This is a genomic window from Anoxybacillus pushchinoensis, assembly GCF_900111795.1.
Lineage (GTDB): Bacteria > Bacillota > Bacilli > Bacillales > Anoxybacillaceae > Anoxybacillus > Anoxybacillus pushchinoensis.
In genome coordinates, this window is the sequence record NZ_FOJQ01000047.1 from 1 (window position 1) to 16502 (window position 16502).

At 40.1% G+C, this 16502-nt stretch carries 19 protein-coding genes; 16 read left to right on the plus strand and 3 right to left on the minus strand.

Annotated features, from left to right (window positions below):
- Positions 1–417 (plus strand): IS3 family transposase (locus BM213_RS11430; RefSeq protein WP_143091198.1); only part of this gene is annotated, 417 nt, incomplete at its 5' end.
- A gap of 260 nt (positions 418–677) precedes the next feature.
- Positions 678–1499, plus strand: a complete 822-nt coding sequence (locus BM213_RS11435) for an undecaprenyl-diphosphate phosphatase (RefSeq protein WP_091704244.1) — start codon at positions 678–680, stop codon at positions 1497–1499.
- A 46-nt stretch (positions 1500–1545) separates the two neighbouring features.
- On the opposite strand, the gene BM213_RS11440 is transcribed toward BM213_RS11435, so the two are convergent.
- On the minus strand, positions 1546–2106 hold the full coding sequence (locus tag BM213_RS11440) for a sugar O-acetyltransferase (protein ID WP_091704246.1): 561 nt from the start codon (positions 2104–2106) through the stop codon (positions 1546–1548).
- A gap of 147 nt (positions 2107–2253) precedes the next feature.
- Between BM213_RS11440 and BM213_RS11445 the strand changes: the two genes are divergently transcribed.
- Positions 2254–3399 (plus strand): TIGR04053 family radical SAM/SPASM domain-containing protein, encoded by a 1146-nt coding sequence (locus tag BM213_RS11445; protein ID WP_091704249.1) that lies wholly within the window; start codon positions 2254–2256, stop codon positions 3397–3399.
- A gap of 28 nt (positions 3400–3427) precedes the next feature.
- On the opposite strand, the gene BM213_RS11450 is transcribed toward BM213_RS11445, so the two are convergent.
- Positions 3428–4258: an aldo/keto reductase gene (locus BM213_RS11450; protein WP_004890037.1), complete on the minus strand. Its 831-nt coding sequence runs from the start codon at positions 4256–4258 to the stop codon at positions 3428–3430.
- Between the two features lie 80 nt (positions 4259–4338).
- Positions 4339–5043, minus strand: a complete 705-nt coding sequence (locus BM213_RS11455; RefSeq protein ID WP_091704252.1) for a polysaccharide deacetylase family protein — start codon at positions 5041–5043, stop codon at positions 4339–4341.
- A gap of 111 nt (positions 5044–5154) precedes the next feature.
- Here BM213_RS11455 and BM213_RS11460 point away from each other — a divergent pair, with 111 nt between their 5' ends.
- The 13 genes from BM213_RS11460 (at position 5155) to istA (ending at position 16471) form a co-directional block, all read left to right on the plus strand.
- Positions 5155–6018, plus strand: a complete 864-nt coding sequence (locus BM213_RS11460; RefSeq protein WP_091704256.1) for an amidase — start codon at positions 5155–5157, stop codon at positions 6016–6018.
- Between the two features lie 59 nt (positions 6019–6077).
- A complete protein-coding gene (locus tag BM213_RS11465; protein WP_091704258.1) occupies positions 6078–7568 on the plus strand; it encodes a glycoside hydrolase family 32 protein in 1491 nt (496 codons plus the stop codon).
- Positions 7569–8013: 445 nt separating this feature from the next.
- Positions 8014–8658: a hypothetical protein gene (locus tag BM213_RS11475; RefSeq protein WP_244149267.1), complete on the plus strand. Its 645-nt coding sequence runs from the start codon at positions 8014–8016 to the stop codon at positions 8656–8658.
- A 134-nt stretch (positions 8659–8792) separates the two neighbouring features.
- Positions 8793–9140: a hypothetical protein gene (locus BM213_RS11480; RefSeq protein ID WP_091704263.1), complete on the plus strand. Its 348-nt coding sequence runs from the start codon at positions 8793–8795 to the stop codon at positions 9138–9140.
- Between the two features lie 11 nt (positions 9141–9151).
- The gene (locus BM213_RS11485; protein ID WP_091704266.1) at positions 9152–9430 is read left to right on the plus strand and encodes a hypothetical protein; all 279 of its coding nucleotides are present in this window, start codon (positions 9152–9154) and stop codon (positions 9428–9430) included.
- Positions 9431–9756: 326 nt separating this feature from the next.
- The gene (locus BM213_RS11490) at positions 9757–10479 is read left to right on the plus strand and encodes a TspO/MBR family protein (RefSeq protein ID WP_091704269.1); all 723 of its coding nucleotides are present in this window, start codon (positions 9757–9759) and stop codon (positions 10477–10479) included.
- Positions 10480–10617: 138 nt separating this feature from the next.
- Positions 10618–12018 (plus strand): sensor histidine kinase, encoded by a 1401-nt coding sequence (locus tag BM213_RS11495; protein WP_091704271.1) that lies wholly within the window; start codon positions 10618–10620, stop codon positions 12016–12018.
- A complete protein-coding gene (locus BM213_RS11500; RefSeq protein WP_091704274.1) occupies positions 11996–12667 on the plus strand; it encodes a response regulator transcription factor in 672 nt (223 codons plus the stop codon). Before BM213_RS11495 ends, BM213_RS11500 begins: the two co-directional genes overlap by 23 nt.
- On the plus strand, positions 12668–13222 hold the full coding sequence (locus tag BM213_RS11505; RefSeq protein ID WP_091704277.1) for a TVP38/TMEM64 family protein: 555 nt from the start codon (positions 12668–12670) through the stop codon (positions 13220–13222). It begins immediately after the preceding gene.
- 79 nt (positions 13223–13301) lie between these two features.
- Positions 13302–14276: a F510_1955 family glycosylhydrolase gene (locus BM213_RS11510; protein WP_091704280.1), complete on the plus strand. Its 975-nt coding sequence runs from the start codon at positions 13302–13304 to the stop codon at positions 14274–14276.
- Between the two features lie 113 nt (positions 14277–14389).
- Positions 14390–15118 carry an urease accessory protein UreH domain-containing protein gene (locus tag BM213_RS11515; RefSeq protein ID WP_091704282.1) on the plus strand — a complete coding sequence of 243 codons (729 nt, stop codon included), beginning with the start codon at positions 14390–14392 and terminating at the stop codon, positions 15116–15118.
- 24 nt (positions 15119–15142) lie between these two features.
- The gene (locus BM213_RS11520) at positions 15143–15343 is read left to right on the plus strand and encodes an SHOCT domain-containing protein (RefSeq protein ID WP_091704285.1); all 201 of its coding nucleotides are present in this window, start codon (positions 15143–15145) and stop codon (positions 15341–15343) included.
- Between the two features lie 150 nt (positions 15344–15493).
- Positions 15494–16471, plus strand: a complete 978-nt coding sequence (gene istA, locus BM213_RS11530) for an IS21 family transposase (protein WP_244149268.1) — start codon at positions 15494–15496, stop codon at positions 16469–16471.
- The last annotated feature ends 31 nt before the right edge of the window (positions 16472–16502 follow it).

Consider the following 16502-nt stretch of genomic DNA (forward strand, 5'->3'; position numbering starts at 1 on the left):
TTGTATTCAAGGAAAATAGTCGGCTGGCATATAGATTGTTCAATGAAAAAGGAGCTAGTGTTGAGCGCTTTAAAGCAAGCATATCAGCGTCAACAACCACAAGGATCTATCCTCCATCACTCTGATCGAGGGAGTCAATATGCTTCAAATGACTATCAAGCTAAGCTAATTGAATACGGTATGAAATGTAGCATGAGCCGCAAAGGAAACTGTTATGACAACGCTTGTATCGAATCATTTCATGGGATCATAAAAAAAGAACTAATTTATCAGACTCGTTATAAAACAAGGGAAGAAGCAAAAAAGAGCATATTCGAGTATATAGAAATATTTTACAATAACAAACGTATTCACTCCGCAACAGGGTATTTTTCACCTTCTGAATACGAACGTATGTACTATAAAAAAGGAGCTTAATGAGCATATTAATAGAAAAATGAGACCCGAAAATTTACTTTTTAAAAATAATTAGGACAGCGTCGTAATTGTTTTTAAAAGGCCACCAAGCGATAGCGCGGTAGCTGCTAAAAATTTATAAATTTTTGTGTCTACTTTATTGACCTAATATCACATCTTTTGTATGTATGAGTAGTAGAAATGAAAGTATTGTAGTACAATAGAGTAGGTCGTGGAAAGAAGTTATACATATTTTACTAATCGAGAAAGGATGGACATGAATGCATATGATTGAATTAATTAAGGCGCTCATTTTAGGACTTGTCGAAGGGGTGACAGAGTTTGCGCCTGTTTCGTCGACAGGTCATATGATTATTGTTGATGATATGTGGCTAAAATCGAGCGAGTTTTTAGGAAAATATGGGGCGAATACGTTTAAAGTTGTCATTCAGTTTGGTTCGGTGTTAGCTGCTGTTTTTGTATTTAAAGATAAGTTTTTCGAATTGCTTCATTTGCGAAAGCGTGAAAGAAAAAATGGACCACATTTGACACTCGGACACATTTTCATCGGGCTCGTCCCTGCTGGGGTGTTAGGTGTTTTATTTGATGATTATATTGATGAATATTTGTTTTCGACTGAAACGGTTCTTATTGGGCTTGTGCTTGGAGCGTTGTTGATGATCGCAGCGGATCGTTTCGGGAAACGAACGGTGGCACAAACTGTAGATGATATTACATATAAGCAGGCGTTTATTGTCGGACTTGTACAATGTTTATCCCTTTGGCCTGGGTTTTCGCGTTCAGGCTCGACCATTTCAGGTGGCGTACTCGTCGGAATGAGCCACCGTGCTGCAGCAGACTTTACATTTATTATGGCTGTACCGATTATGGCGGGGGCAAGCGCTATTTCGTTATTGAAAAACTGGGAGCACATTACGTTAGATGCGCTACCGTTTTTCATCGTTGGTTTTATTAGCGCGTTTATTTTCGCGTTAATTGCTATTCGCTTTTTCTTACGTTTAATTAATCGTGTTCGCCTCGTTCCGTTCGCGATTTATCGCATCGTACTTGCGGCGATCATTTATGTCGTTTATTTTGCATAAATAAAAGGCTCCTTTTTATGGGAGCCTTCCTTTTTATGGGAGCCTTTTATTCGTTCAGTTTTTTAATAATTTTCGCCGGATTGCCTCCGACGACTACGTGATCAGGAACATCTTTTGTGACAACAGCTCCTGAAGCGATGACAACGTTATTTCCGATGTTTACGCCCGGATTAATGATTGCTCCGCCACCAATCCACACATGATCGCCGATCGTTACTGGTTTTCCGTATTCTAAACCGGACGCTCTTTCGATTGGATCAATGGGGTGCGTTGCCGTATAAATATGAACGCCGGGGCCAATGAGACAGTTGTGCCCGATACGAATGTCACATACATCTAAAAAAACGCAATTAAAATTCGCAAAAAAATTTTCCCCGACATGAATGTTGTATCCGTAATCGCAATAAAAAGGGGGTTCAACATATACGTTTTGACCTGTTGAGCCAAATAGTTCTTTTAATAAAGAAATGCGTCGTTCGTGTTCATTTTCTAACGTTTGGTTTAATCGTCTTGTTAATTTGCGAGCATGTTCTCGTTCTTTCACTAACTCTGGATCGGTAGCTCGATACACTTGACCACTTATCATTTTTTCTTTTTCTGATTTCATCTTTTTTCAACTCCTCTATTCTCCTGTTTTCATTGTACCATAGCAAAGCGCTATGTTTAAAAAAATCGTCAAAAACGCGTGAGTGCATGATGCAATACGAAGTCTATAATGAATGTGAACAATAACACAAAAAGTTGGTGATGAGAGATGCATAAACATGCGCGTGCGATCGATTATAATGAAAATCCGTTTATTGTCATTTGGGAAGTGACGAGGGCGTGTCAGTTAAAATGTGTACATTGTCGTGCCGATGCTCAACCGTTCCCCGATCCGCGCGAGCTAACATATGAAGAAGGGCTTCGATTAATTGATGACATATATGACATGAACAATCCGATGCTTGTGTTTACAGGTGGAGACTGTATGATGCGCGAAGATTTGTTTGATCTTGCTGAGTATGCGATAAAAAAAGGAATGCGTGTTTCCATTACACCAAGCGCAACCCCGAATGTAACGAAAGAAAAAATGAAAAAAGCAAAAGGGATCGGACTGTCGCGTTGGGCGTTTAGTTTAGATGGACCGACGGCCGACATCCATGATCGATTTCGCGGAACCCCAGGATCGTTCGATTTAACGATTGAAAGCATTCGTTATTTGAATGAGTTACAAATGCCACTACAAGTTAATACCGTCATTTCGCGCTATAACTATAACGATTTAGAACAGATGGCGAAATTAGTTGCTAATTTAAATGCGGTGATGTGGTACATTTTTTTACTCGTACCAACAGGACGTGGGCAAATAGATGACTGCATTACTCCAGTTGAACATGAAGAAGTGTTTCGTTGGTTGTATGAATTAAGCAAAACAGCGCCGTACGATATTAAAACGACGGCGGCACAACATTATCGTCGCGTCGTGATTCAACAAAAAATGAGAGAAAAGCGCATTGAAGCAGGGGATATTCGATATGAACATGCGATAACGACCGATCACGCCTCCATGATCGACGGATTAAAACGAGCGCCAAAAGGTGTCAATGACGGCAACGGTTTCGTTTTCGTCTCCCATACAGGAGATGTCATGCCGAGCGGTTTGCTTCCGATTGTATGCGGCAATGTGCGTGAGCAACCTTTATCCCACATTTACCGTGAATCGGAAGTGATGAAAAACTTACGTCAGCCGGATCGTTACAAAGGAAAATGTGGTGTTTGCGAGTTCCGTTACGTTTGCGGCGGATCGCGTGCTCGCGCTTATGCCGTGACGGGCGATTATATGGAAAGTGAACCGTTTTGCGTATATATACCGGAGCGCATGAGGGGAAAAGGGGAATCCCAAACCGTGTTCGCTTAACGCGAGCGAGGTTTGGGATGATGTACAATTAAAAATCAAAGTTATCTGGATCTGGACCGATGCGGCGGTTTTCGTTTAATGCATCGATCGCATCCATTTCTTCTTTCGTTAACGTAAAGTCAAAAATGTTTGCGTTTTGCGCAATACGTTCAGGTGTGACGGATTTTGGAATCGTGACAACTTCATGTTGTAAGTCCCATCGTAAAATGACTTGAGCCGGCGTCTTGTCATACTTTTTCGCAATGTTGACAAGTGTTGGCTCGTTCAACAGTTCGCCGCCGCGCATGAGCGGTGACCACGCTTCTAATTGGATATGATGCTGTTTACAAAATTCAAGAAGCGGTTTTTGTGTTAAGCGGGGATGGAATTCGACTTGGTTTACCATCGGTTTAATTTCACAGTCGGCGAGAACATCTTCCAAATGGTGAGTTTGGAAGTTGCTTACCCCAATCGCCCGAACAAATCCATCTTTATACAATTTTTCAAGCGCTTTATACGTTTCTTTATATTTCCCTTTCACTGGCCAATGGACTAAGTACAAATCAATATAATCAAAACCGAGCTTTTTTAAGCTTGTGTCGAACGCTTTCAACGTCGATTCATATCCTTGGTCGGAGTTCCACACTTTTGTAGTGACAAAAATTTGGTCGCGAGGGATGCCAGATTCGCGAATCGCTTGTCCGACTCCTTCTTCATTTTGATAAAACGCGGCGGTGTCTACATGGCGATAGCCCACTTCTAGCGCCGTTCGAACAGCTCGTCTCACTTCGTCTCCTTCTTCTACCTTGTAAACCCCTAATCCGAGCCACGGCATACGAACGCCGTTATGTAACGTTGCCCCATCTTGTAAATGTTTCATCGCTCTACCCCTTTCCAATATTTCTCTCTTTTATTATTATCCTGTTTCTGTGAAAAAGCAAAACATATGCTTATACGACGCTATAAATTCAAGTCACGATAATTTGGATGATGCTTTAACAGTTCAGAAACAGTAACAAACGTATACCCTTTCTGTTTTAAAATCGGTAAAATTTCTTTCAATGCTTGTACCGTCTGTTTTCGGCTACCGCTTCCATGGTCGTGAAACAAAATAATTTGTCCAGGCTGAATGTGGCGAATGACGCGGCGGACGATTCGATTCGTTCCGGGGTTTTGCCAATCGTATGTATCTTGATGCTTCGACCACATGACGACCGTATATCCTTGTTCTTTTGCGATGTTCAAGATGCGTTGATTGTAATACCCAAGCGGTGGACGAAATAACGTCGGGCGTTTTCCGGTAATGTGATACAGTACATCGCCTCCTTTTTTTATTTCTTCCTCAATCGTTTGTTTTGATTTTCCACGAAAATCGATATGTTTATATGTATGATTGGCGATCTCATGCCCTTCGTTCATTTGACGTTTAATCATGTCAGGATACTTTTCCGCGCGAAATCCGACAACGAAAAAAGTCGCTTTCGCATCATATTGTTTTAAAATCGCTAAAATGTCAGGAGTGTATAGTATGTCTGGTCCATCGTCAAATGTAATGGCAACCATTTTTTCATTTGTCGGAACGCTCCAAACGATATCATCATTCGTTCGATGTACAGGTGTTGATGCAGTAAGTAAGAAAGATAAAAATAAGAAAAGTACGTTCATTTTTCATCCCCACTTTTTTATATATGATGTGAAAAAAGTTGTTGTGTCATTCTCTTTTCTACGCAAAACATAGTAAAATAAAAATAGTCGATATGCGGAAAGGGATGTAAATTGAGAAAAGTAGTTGGTATCATGACATTTTTAATTGTACTCGTTGCAGGAGGAGTATGTTTGTTCGCACAAGAAAAACAACTAGTGCGCGCAACATGGCTTTGGAATCCATGGTTGCTTGTGGAAAATGAAGATCGTGTCTTGTCATTTTTAGAAAAAAAGCAAATAAGCGATGTATACGTCCAAATCGATGTTGAGGTCCCCATCGATACGTATCGCCAATTTGTCCGTCGGGCAACTGAAAAAGGAATTCGTGTGTATGCGCTCGATGGAGCCCCAAATTGGATTGAACATGAAGAAGCGTTGGAGCGCCTATTTCAACGGCTAGATCAATATGAAAATGTCGCTCAGCCAAATGAAAAGTTTAGCGGCGTACATTTAGACGTTGAACCGTACTTGCACGTATGGTGGCGTACGAATCGCGAGAAGGCGATCGCCTCGTACCAATCTGTTTTACAGCGCGCCCGTCAACTAGCGAATGAGCGATCGTTGCGGTTCGAGGTGGATATCCCATTTTGGTTTGACGAAGTAAAACATAGGGATAAAACGCTCGCGGAATGGGTTATTGCTCATGTGGATGGCGTAACGATCATGGCTTATCGCGATCGGGCTGATGCGATCATTAACATTGTGGAAAAAGAAATGCGATTAGCTAAAAAATACGGAAAACAAGTTGTCGTCGGCGTAGAAACGGGACAAGTCGGTGAAGGAGATGACGTTTCCTTTTTTGAAGAAGATGAGGCGTACATGAACGAGCAACTTGCTATCGTCCAAAAACATTACGCCCGAACAAAAAGTTTTTCTGGTGTCGCGGTGCACCATACAGAACAATGGATGAAACGAAATGGAATTGTGTTTGAATAAAAAATTTTTTTCGCGTTTTGTTGGAGAATATGAAGTGAAATATGGAAAGGGGCTCATGTATGTCTAAACATACGAAACTTATAAACGAAGCAGAAAGACGAGTACAACAGGCAAAAGAAAAAATGGACAGCACGTATCGCTTAGCATACCATATTATGGCGCTGGTAAACTGGATGAATGATCCAAACGGATTGATTCAATGGAATGGAGAGTACCATGTATTTTATCAATTTCATCCCGACAGTCCAAAGTGGGGGCCGATGCATTGGGGGCATGTGAAAAGTAAAGACCTTGTGCATTGGGAGCGTGCACCGATTGCGCTTGCGCCGAGTGAATGGTACGACGAAGGCGGCTGCTTCTCGGGAAGCGCGGTGAATGATAATGGAGTTCTCACACTTATTTACACCGGAAATGTTTGGCTGAATGAGGAGCAAACAGAACTAAAACAATATCAATGTATTGCAACAAGCAAAGATGGCATCCATTTTGAAAAAGACCCGAAAAATCCGGTGCTTTCTGAGCCACCATTTGACTGCCAAGGGCATATTCGCGATCCGAAAGTGTGGAAACGTGGCGACGATTGGTATATGGTGCTTGGGACAAGAGAGGGGAATAACGGAAAAGTCGTTTTATACAAGTCGAAAGATTTACGCCATTGGGAATATGTAAACATTCTTGCGGAGAGCGATGGTCGTTTAGGCTATATGTGGGAGTGCCCAGACGTCTTTCATTTGAACGGCAAAGATATTTTGTTGTTCTCACCGCAAGGAATCGAACCAGAAGGCGATCGCTTTCAAAACCTTCATCAAACGGGCTACGTTGTCGGAACGCTTGATTATGAAACGGGAAAACTAGCGCACGGAGCGTTTGAAGAACTCGACAAAGGGTTTGATTTTTATGCCGCGCAAACGTTCGAAGATGAACCAGGGCGACGTATTTTGTTCGGCTGGATGGATATGTGGGAGTCACAAATGCCGACGCAACAACACGGATGGGCCGGAGCGTTAACCATTCCGCGTCTTTTGGAATTAGCGGATGATGAGAAGCTGTTGATGAAGCCAGTGCCGGAATTACAATTATTGCGCGAAGAACATATGCGTCTGGAATCGATTTCAGTAAATGAGGGAACATATGCGTTGCCGATGAAAGGTGACCGACTTGAGTTGCTCGTCCGCTTTTCGTTAGCTGATTTTCAAGGGAACGCATTTGGTGTGAAAGTGCGTTGTGCGGAAGACGGAAGCGAAGAAACGGTTTTCTGCTATGATGTGAAGGACTGTACAATGACGTTTGACAGAAACCGTTCTGGCCAAGGAGAGGAAGGCACTCGTCGAGCGGTGCTAGATGGACAGTTAGGAGATGTCATTACGTTTCATTTCTTTATCGATCGCTCATCTGTCGAACTATTTGTCAACGATGGTCGACTTGTCATGACGGGAAGAATATATCCTTCTGAAACGAGCCAAGGCATCGAACTGTTTGCAGAAGGCGGGGATATTACGGTTTGTTCTATCGATGCATGGAAATTGAAAGATATTTGGCTCGAGGAATAAAAATCGCCCACTTTTGTCGTGGGTGATTTTTATGTACTTGCTTATGGCTTCGTCACATTGTTTTGTATATTTTTTTCAGATGAGTTTCGGCAATTTGTTCTTGAAATAGGCATGTGACAATGCGGTGGTCTTTTCATGCATTCTTTATAGTGTTTCGGTCAAACGATTTTTGTTATGGAATAATTCCTATTTCTTATAGATGTTTTAATTTTCTTTTTACAGTGATGTAATTAAACGGACCTAATAACAAAAAATCTAACAATTCACCCATCATTTCAAAATGTAGCTTCAATAGCGTTTTTATCTTTCTTTTCCCTCTGTCCTCTTTTTTGTTTTTGATATCTCACTTAAATTTTACCTTTTTCCATCGTAACATATTGACAAAAAAAAAAAAAAAAAGGATAAAATTTTATTGTGAATATTGTGACGATTGGGTGTGTTTGTTGTGAAATTGTATTTACCTTTTTTAAGGGAGATTGAGGTGAAATTCAAGGAAAATTCTTGTCGTATCGAGTCGACTGATGGTTTTTTTGATTTAAGTCATGTAATAGAAAAGGGGGAGGAAGAAAATATATTAAGCATTTTCTTTAGGAAGCAGAGAATTCTAGAAATAAGCATCGACCTATTAACAAAAATGAAAGAGGATTTTAAGGATACTTGCTTAGTAAAATGTTTGACATGCATGGGGGTGGAAAAAAATCATCAAGGGGTACTTTTTCCATTACAGCCAACAAGTGATTTTAGCGTTTATGATCGGGAATTATGTGTGTTTATAGAATTTCTTTATGTAAAAAAAGATATGCCTGTTGTCATCGTTATTGAGCAAAATAATACAATGGTATACGGTAATATAGACGTTATACCGGCTGGAAAGGGTGGGGGTTATCACAGAACTTTTGCACACGTTATTTTATTTGAACACAATCAGCTCTTAGAGCATGTTCAAAAAGCGAATGAATATAAATTTTTCGTGCATTTGTTAAATGGTAGGAAGCTTGCTGAGGGTGTTTTTCGTATAAGGCAGGAAAAGCTTTCATATGGTAAGAAGTATTTTAATTCTTATAGCTATCATTTTGATCAAAAAATATAAGGGATACTGTTTGGATTTTTCTTATGAATATGTAAGAATAAGGACGCTTTTTTGTATAAATAAATGATTCTATGGATTACAGCTATTCATTACTTATCATTACATTTCATTTCTAGTGGAAAGGATGGTTAGCAATGTCTACATGGAATAGAATCGAATCAGGAATTAAACAAGGATTAAAGGATGTAGCGGATTCGTATGGAATTAATTTGAGTGGTGCTGCTAATACTGCTAGTAAGGTAGGTCCGGCTGCAGTAGGTGCTCGTAATGGTTGGAGAGAAACAGGAGCAGAAGTTAGAACTAAGATATCTCAAGCAGAAACGAGATTGGCAGCTGGGAGAATTGAAAAGACAGCAACACAGACGATGATCAAAGGAGCAGCTAAAGGAGCGATCAAAGCGGTAGGAATATGGGGATTCATACCTGATATAGCGATCTTTGCGAATGGTTTTAGAAAAGGGTACTCAGCTGCAGGCAACTAGGAGGGCTTATAGTGGGCGCTTACGAAATACACGGAATTTTCCTCGTGGTCTTTATCTATTGGCAACTATTTTATGCTGTTAAGGAAAAGGATACCGGTCATATTGTTTATGTTGTTGCTCCTATATTATTAATGTTTGTCTTTATTTATACAACTCTTTTTGATTTCATTCCTCCTTATCTACGTATCGGGATTGTTGTTATTGTATACATGTTGCTTATTGTAGTTGGTCTTAGAAATACAAAGAGGGAAATTAGAGAAGCGAAATTTAGAAACAAGAGTGATATGTAATTTGTGATGATAGTTGTACCCTAACGCTCGACTAGCACTACAAGGTATCGTCGTTTCCACTGGGTTACAGGTCAACGAAATTAAAGGTAAATTGCGAAGTAGAAATATGGAATGGTGTCATGACAAACAATGGTTATAGAGAGATGAAGATGGCAGCAGAAGGCGGGGATATTACGGTTTGTTCTATCGATGCATGGAAATTGAAAGATATTTGGGATGAACGGTAAGAGGCGGTTTTCTCCGCCTCTTTTTATCATGAACGGTGATTGTCCTCACATGAAAGGAATAATATAAAGTGTAGCAAAAAAGCGAGCTGGAGGATAGCGATGGGGAGATTGATCGGTTATATCGTAGCGTATATCGTTATGGTTTTTGTAAATGTTTTAGCTGAGTGGCTTCCTTTGAACGGACAGACGACAGGGGAGATATCGCGAAAAGTAAATGTGGTATTTACACCGGCAGGGTATGTATTTTCGATTTGGGGTGTTATTTATACGTTGTTAGCCATTTGGATTTTGCGACAAATTCCTTCTTCACGGCGTCATCTATCCATTTACCGTCAAGCATTCGTTCCGTTTGTCATTAGTTGTATGTTCAATGCGTTATGGATTGTTGTATGGCATTATGAATATTTTGTTTTATCTGTTGTTGTTATGCTTGCTCTCCTTTTTACACTCATTTCTTTATATATATCGGTCAAACAAACGAAGCCAGCTTTTTTCGATCTGTTGCCATTTTCATTTTATTTAGGTTGGATTAGTGTCGCGACGATTGCTAATGTGTCATTTGTTTTAGCTTACGAGGGATGGGATGGATTTGGTTTGCCGCATGCTTTTTGGGCGATAATGATGTTATTTGCAGCAGCTACTTTAGCGTTTGTTTTTGCGAGTTGCGAGCACGATTACATATATCCGCTCGTTTTTGTGTGGGCGTTTATCGGTATCGGGGTGAAAAATCAAGGAACTGAGCCTCTCGTTGCTTATGTTTCCTTTTTACTTGCAGGTGTTATACTCATTAGTACAACTACCTTATACAAAGGAAAGCGATGATGTGGCACGCTATTTGTCAATCACAAGGATCAGGGGTTATTCTCTGATTTTTTTTATGTGACGCGAGATATCCCTCCACATTTTCTCCATATTTTTTCTGTTATAATGAAGAAAAAAATAAGTGAGGAAGGAATATTTGTGCGAAAAATTTCGCTTAAATTAGGGCTGTTGTTTTTTGTTTTTGTGTTTGCCATTGAAATGAGCTTATTTACTGCGCTATATGTAACGCTTGTCGACGCAAAAATCCACGAAGAATTTGAACATTTATTAGCGCGAGGCAATAATCACCGTGCAGTATTGGAAAGTCATTATGATGAAATAACGTTGCAACATGTCGTCATGATGGAATCTGAGGCGGAGACGGATGTTGCGATTACAAATGAAAAAGGCGATATATTATATTTTTCAGATCATATTTTCCCAATAGCAAAGCGATGGATTGATCAGACGAAGTTGAACGATATTCCATACGATGGAAAAGTCATTCAAGACAATTGGAAAAACGAGCGATATATTGCTACAGCCAGTCCAATTCGGATTAATGGAAAAATTACTGGTTATGTGTATATGTTTCAAAAAACTTCTTCCATTCAACGCATGATTAATCAGCTGAAGCATCATTTTATCATTGCGGGCATGCTTTCTGTCGGTTTAACAATTATCACCATTTTCTTCTTATCAAGAGCCATTACGATTCCGCTCATTCGCATGAAGCGAGCGACTGAAAAGTTAAGCAAGGGCGATTTCTCCGTTCGTCTGCAAGTAAAAGGAAAAGACGAGCTAGCACAGCTAGGTAAAGCGATTCAAACGTTGGCAAAGGATTTAGAATACTTAAAAAAAGAAAGAAACGAATTTCTCGCCAGTATTTCTCATGAACTTCGTACTCCGTTGACGTACGTCAAAGGATATGCGGACATTGCAAGAAGGCCAACGCTTGAGGAGGAAGAAAGAGCAAAATATTTGTCTATTATTTATGAGGAAGCAGAGCATATGCAAAAATTAGTGAAAGACTTGTTTGAGCTTGCGAAAATGGATCAACATTCGTTTCAAATCGAGAAAGAGCCAACTCCACTATGTCTTTTTTTTAAAAAAATATACGAGAAAATGTATCCTGCTTTTCAGACGAAAAATATGTCGCTTGTCTACCGCTGTGATGAGGACATTACTGTCCATATCGACCAACAGCGTTTTGAACAAGTGATGATGAATCTTTTGGACAATGCGTTAAAATATTCTCACCAAGGTTCTACCGTTTTCATTGATGTAAGAATGGAGAAAAAGAACGTGATGATCATGATTTCCGACGAAGGAATAGGAATTCCTGAAGCAGATTTGCCGCATATTTTTGAACGATTTTACAGGGTGGATAAATCAAGATCGAGAACAGGCGGAGGGACGGGATTAGGCTTGGCGATTGTGAAAGAAATTGTCGAAGCGCACGGCGGTTCGATTTACGCAACGAGCCAATGTAGAAAAGGGACGACGATGATCATTACGTTACCGAAGGGAGATGAACATGTACACGATATTACTAGTTGATGACGAAAAACGAATGTTGGATTTATTAGAGCTGTATCTTACACCGAAAGGGCACCGTTGTGTGAAATGCGAGTCAGGGGTAGCGGCGATCCGCTATTTAGAAAACAATAAAGCGGATCTCGTTTTGCTTGATGTGATGATGCCAGAGATGGACGGATGGGAAACGTGCAAACAAATACGAGAGTTTTCGGACGTTCCGATTATTATGGTCACCGCAAGAGGGGAAACGACAGATGTTGTCCAAGGGTTGAAAATTGGAGCAGATGATTATATTACAAAACCATTTGACGAATCTGAGCTGCTCGCTCGGATCGAAGCGGTATTGCGCCGTTCTGTAGGAAAACAAACGAAACTGGAGTTTCATGGCTTAGTTTGGGATGAGGGGCAGCATAAAGTTCAATACGCTGGGCACGATATTTTTCTCACACCAAAAGAGTTTGCGATTTTAGGACTTTTTCTCAAAAATCCAAATCGCGTATTTAGTCGAGAACAACTGATCGTGACATTATGGGGGTATAACGCCAATACGGAAGAACGAACTGTCGATTCACATGTGAAAAATATTCGCGAAAAGCTCCGCCAAGCCGGTTTTCCCGTTGATCAATTTTTACAAACCGTTTGGGGGGTAGGGTACAAATGGGGGACGTAAATGGAACAACAGATCATTGCGTTATTTCGAACATATGAACCATTCGCTTTTTTCATCAGCATCGCAATCAATATCGTGATTAGTATTTTAGGCGTTGTTCCGAGCGTTTTTCTCACTGCTGCTAACTTGGCGGTATTTGGCTTTTGGAAAGGTACCTTTTTATCGTTTGTCGGGGAGGCGGTGGGAGCGATTGTTTCTTTCGTTTTATATCGGAAAGGGTTTCGTCAACTTTCGGAAACGAAATGGTTTTCCTATCCGCAAGTCAGACGTTTGCTTATGGCAGAAGGAAAAGAAGCATTTTTGCTTGTTGTATCTTTGCGTCTTCTGCCATTTGTTCCATCAGGAATTGTCACGTTCGTTGCCGCTATTGGGCGCATGTCGCTTCTTCTTTTTGTAGCCGCCAGCTCGCTCGGAAAGCTGCCAGCACTTTTGTTAGAGGCATATTCGGTGTATCAAGTGATGAATTTGACATGGCAAGGGAAAGTGATATTGACACTTCTATCTGTTTTTTTATTTATCTTTACTTGGAAGAAAGTTACTCAAAAAAAGACTTAGGCAAACCAACTCCATACATTTTGCAAATCTTTCTGTTATAAAATGTGCGAAATCTACATTATACAAAGGAGAGTCGACCATGACAAAAATGACGAAAGCAATCATCATTACATTCTCCATTCTTCTTCTAAGCGCTTGTTCATCATCCAATGAAAAAGAACAGTCCTTTATTACGAGCAAAGAACAAGCAAAATCCAACACATCTGTTACAAATAATCCTTTCTTTAAAGAAAAGAAAGAAGGAAAGTTCGAACATTTACATGGAATTGGTTATGCAGGCAACCAAAATGCGATTTACTTTGCTACACATGAAGGTTTACTTGTTTACCAAAATAATAAGTGGTATGAAACGACTTCCAATAAACATGATTATATGGGCTTTTCTGCAACAGACGATGGGTTTTATGCATCGGGACATCCAGAAGAAGGTTCATCTTTAGGAAATCCGCTTGGTCTTGTAAAAAGTCTTGATCATGGACAAACGTTGATGAACTTAGGGTTTTATAAAGAATCTGATTTTCATTATATGGCAGTTGGCTATAAAAGCCATACGATTTATGTCGTGAACCAAGAAGAAAACAAAACGCTAGGACAAGGGGTATTTTACAGTAAAGACGACGGCAAAACGTGGTCGCAAAGTCAATTAAACGGCCTACCGCAAACTGCTGCAGGAACGATTGCTGCCCATCCAACGGACGAAAATATGGTCGGAATTAGTACATCAGAAGGAATTTTTGTTTCAAGAGATAATGGGAATACGTTTGAACGGTTCACTCGAAAAATCAATACGACGACGTTTACGTTCCAAGAAAAATCCATTGTATTTGCAGCTGTAGAGAACGATAAGCCTATCCTAATCAAACAATCACTAGACACAAAACAAGAAGAAGTTCTTTCCGTTCCTGCATTGGATGAAAAAGATCATATCATGTATATCACTTCTAATCCAGCAAATGACAACGAAATAGTGATTGCGACGATGAACGGGGATATTTTCATGACAAAAAATAACGGTGCAAGCTGGACAAAACTAGCATCGAAAGGGAAAATATAAAAAGACATGCGGGTGCATGTCTTTTTGCTTACTGAAAATATATCGCTCCACAATTTCTATAAAATTCACTGCTACAATGTATACATCAGATAAAGAAGAAGGTGAGAAGAAGGGTGTATTCGTTCTTGAGTCAAATCAGTAACTTTCTAAGTCAACCGTTTCTTAATATGGCAAATAGCATGACAGCGATTCCTATTTTGTCAGCCTTTCTTCTTGGCATCGTAGGAGCGATGGCTCCGTGTCAAATCACTAGTAATTTAGGAGCGATCACATTATACAGTAATCAGTCTTTGCAAAAAGGAATGGCTTGGAAAGAGTTGTTTTTATTTATTTTTGGTAAAATCGTTGCTTTTTCCGGTTTAGGCTTGATTGTCTGGGTCTTGGGGAAAGAGATTCAAAGTACGCTAACATTGTATTTTCCGTGGTTAAGAAAGCTCGTTGGTCCCATTCTCATTCTTGTAGGTTTGTATTTGTTAGGGCTTTTTAAAATGTATTGGAACGTTACCTTGTTCAAAGTGCCTGAGAGATGGCGAAAAGGAAAAATCGGTTCGTTTTTCATGGGATTTGGCTTTTCATTAGCTTTTTGTCCAACGATGTTTATGCTGTTTTTTGTCACTCTCATGCCTCTCGTCTATTCAACGTCTTATGGGGTGCTATTACCGAGCATCTTTGCCGTTGGAACTTCTGTACCTGTTATTTTCTTTATCTTTGTCCTTTGGTACTTAGGATTTAGCGGCACTCTGATGAAAAAAGGAAGGCAGGTAGGAGGGATTATTCAAAAAGCAGCCGGAATCGTGATGGTTTTACTTGGTATATTAGATACGACCACTTATTGGTTTTAAAGTTAGGAAAAGGAGGGAAACTCAATGATGTTTGGCGGTTCTTTCATGATGGTTGGGATCATGTTATTTTGGGTTGTATTAATCGCCGTTGGTTTTTATCTCTTATATCGTTTTATTAATGGTCGTAAAGAAGAACTCTCTCCGATGGAAATCTTGAAAATACGATTAGCCAAAGGAGAGATTTCTTTAGAGGAGTTTGAACGGCTGTCGAAAAAATGTGAATAATAAACTGAGAATGCTGTATTTGATAATTTAAAATTGAGCCACTTTTGAAGGGTTCGATCACATAAAAAATGAGCCACCTGATTTCCAATTTTCATTACCTCCCTTATGATTGAAAGTGCCTAAACTTTTCATCAGAGGGAGAGAAAAAGGATGATCAAGATGGCTCAATTTCATCATATCAAATTCTTGTATGAGGTAGAAGGGCTATCCCAACGACAAATTGCTCAAAAATTAGGGATTTCAAGAAATACCGTAAGCAAATATCTAAAACAGAATGAGGCTCCAACCACCATTCATCGGCAGAAAAACTATCATGGAAAGGAGTATTCCGATGAAACAAAGCGAGTCTTACCCATTATTGATCAATGGCTCGAAGGCGATCTAAAACGTTGGGGAAAACAACGCCATACCGCTGCCAGAATTTATCGAAGATTAGTCGATGAGTACAATTTCAAAGGATCTGAGTCCAACATCCGTAAGGTTGTAGCCAAACGTAAGAAAAAGCTGCAGGAAGTCTTTATTCCCCTTGATTTTCAACTCGGCCACCAATTCCAATTCGACTGGGGAGAGGCGGATATTATTCTACAGGGTCGAACACAACGGATTTACCTCTTTTGTATGCAACTTTCGGCAAGTCGAATGCGATTTGTACGAGCATACCTACATGAGAAACAGGAGGCTTTCTTAGATGGCTTTGTCCATGCGTTTGAATTCTTTGGAGGAGTACCTACCGAAGGGGTATTTGATAATTTAAAAACGGCTGTAGTAAAAATACTCCAAGGGAGAGATCGTCTCGAACAGGATGCTTTTCTAGCCTTACAAGCCCACTATTTGTTTAAGGCAGAGTTTTGTAATATTCGTTCCGGGAATGAAAAAGGACGAGTGGAAGGGACGGTCGGATACGTAAGAAGAAACGCCTCCGTTCCGCTTCCGGACGTACAATCGCTGGAGGAATTAAACGCTTATCTATTGGACTGGTGTTTGAGAGAGGCGGAAGAAAAAACCGTTCCGTTCACTAAAGAAACGGTTGCGCAAATGTGGGCGAAAGAAAAGGAGTATCTACACCCATACCCGTCAAGTTTAGTGTTAAGGGTCGTTGTGTCCATACGCAATGTTTGTGATCATTAGCTGAAGAAAAAGAATACCACATGTTTTAGGC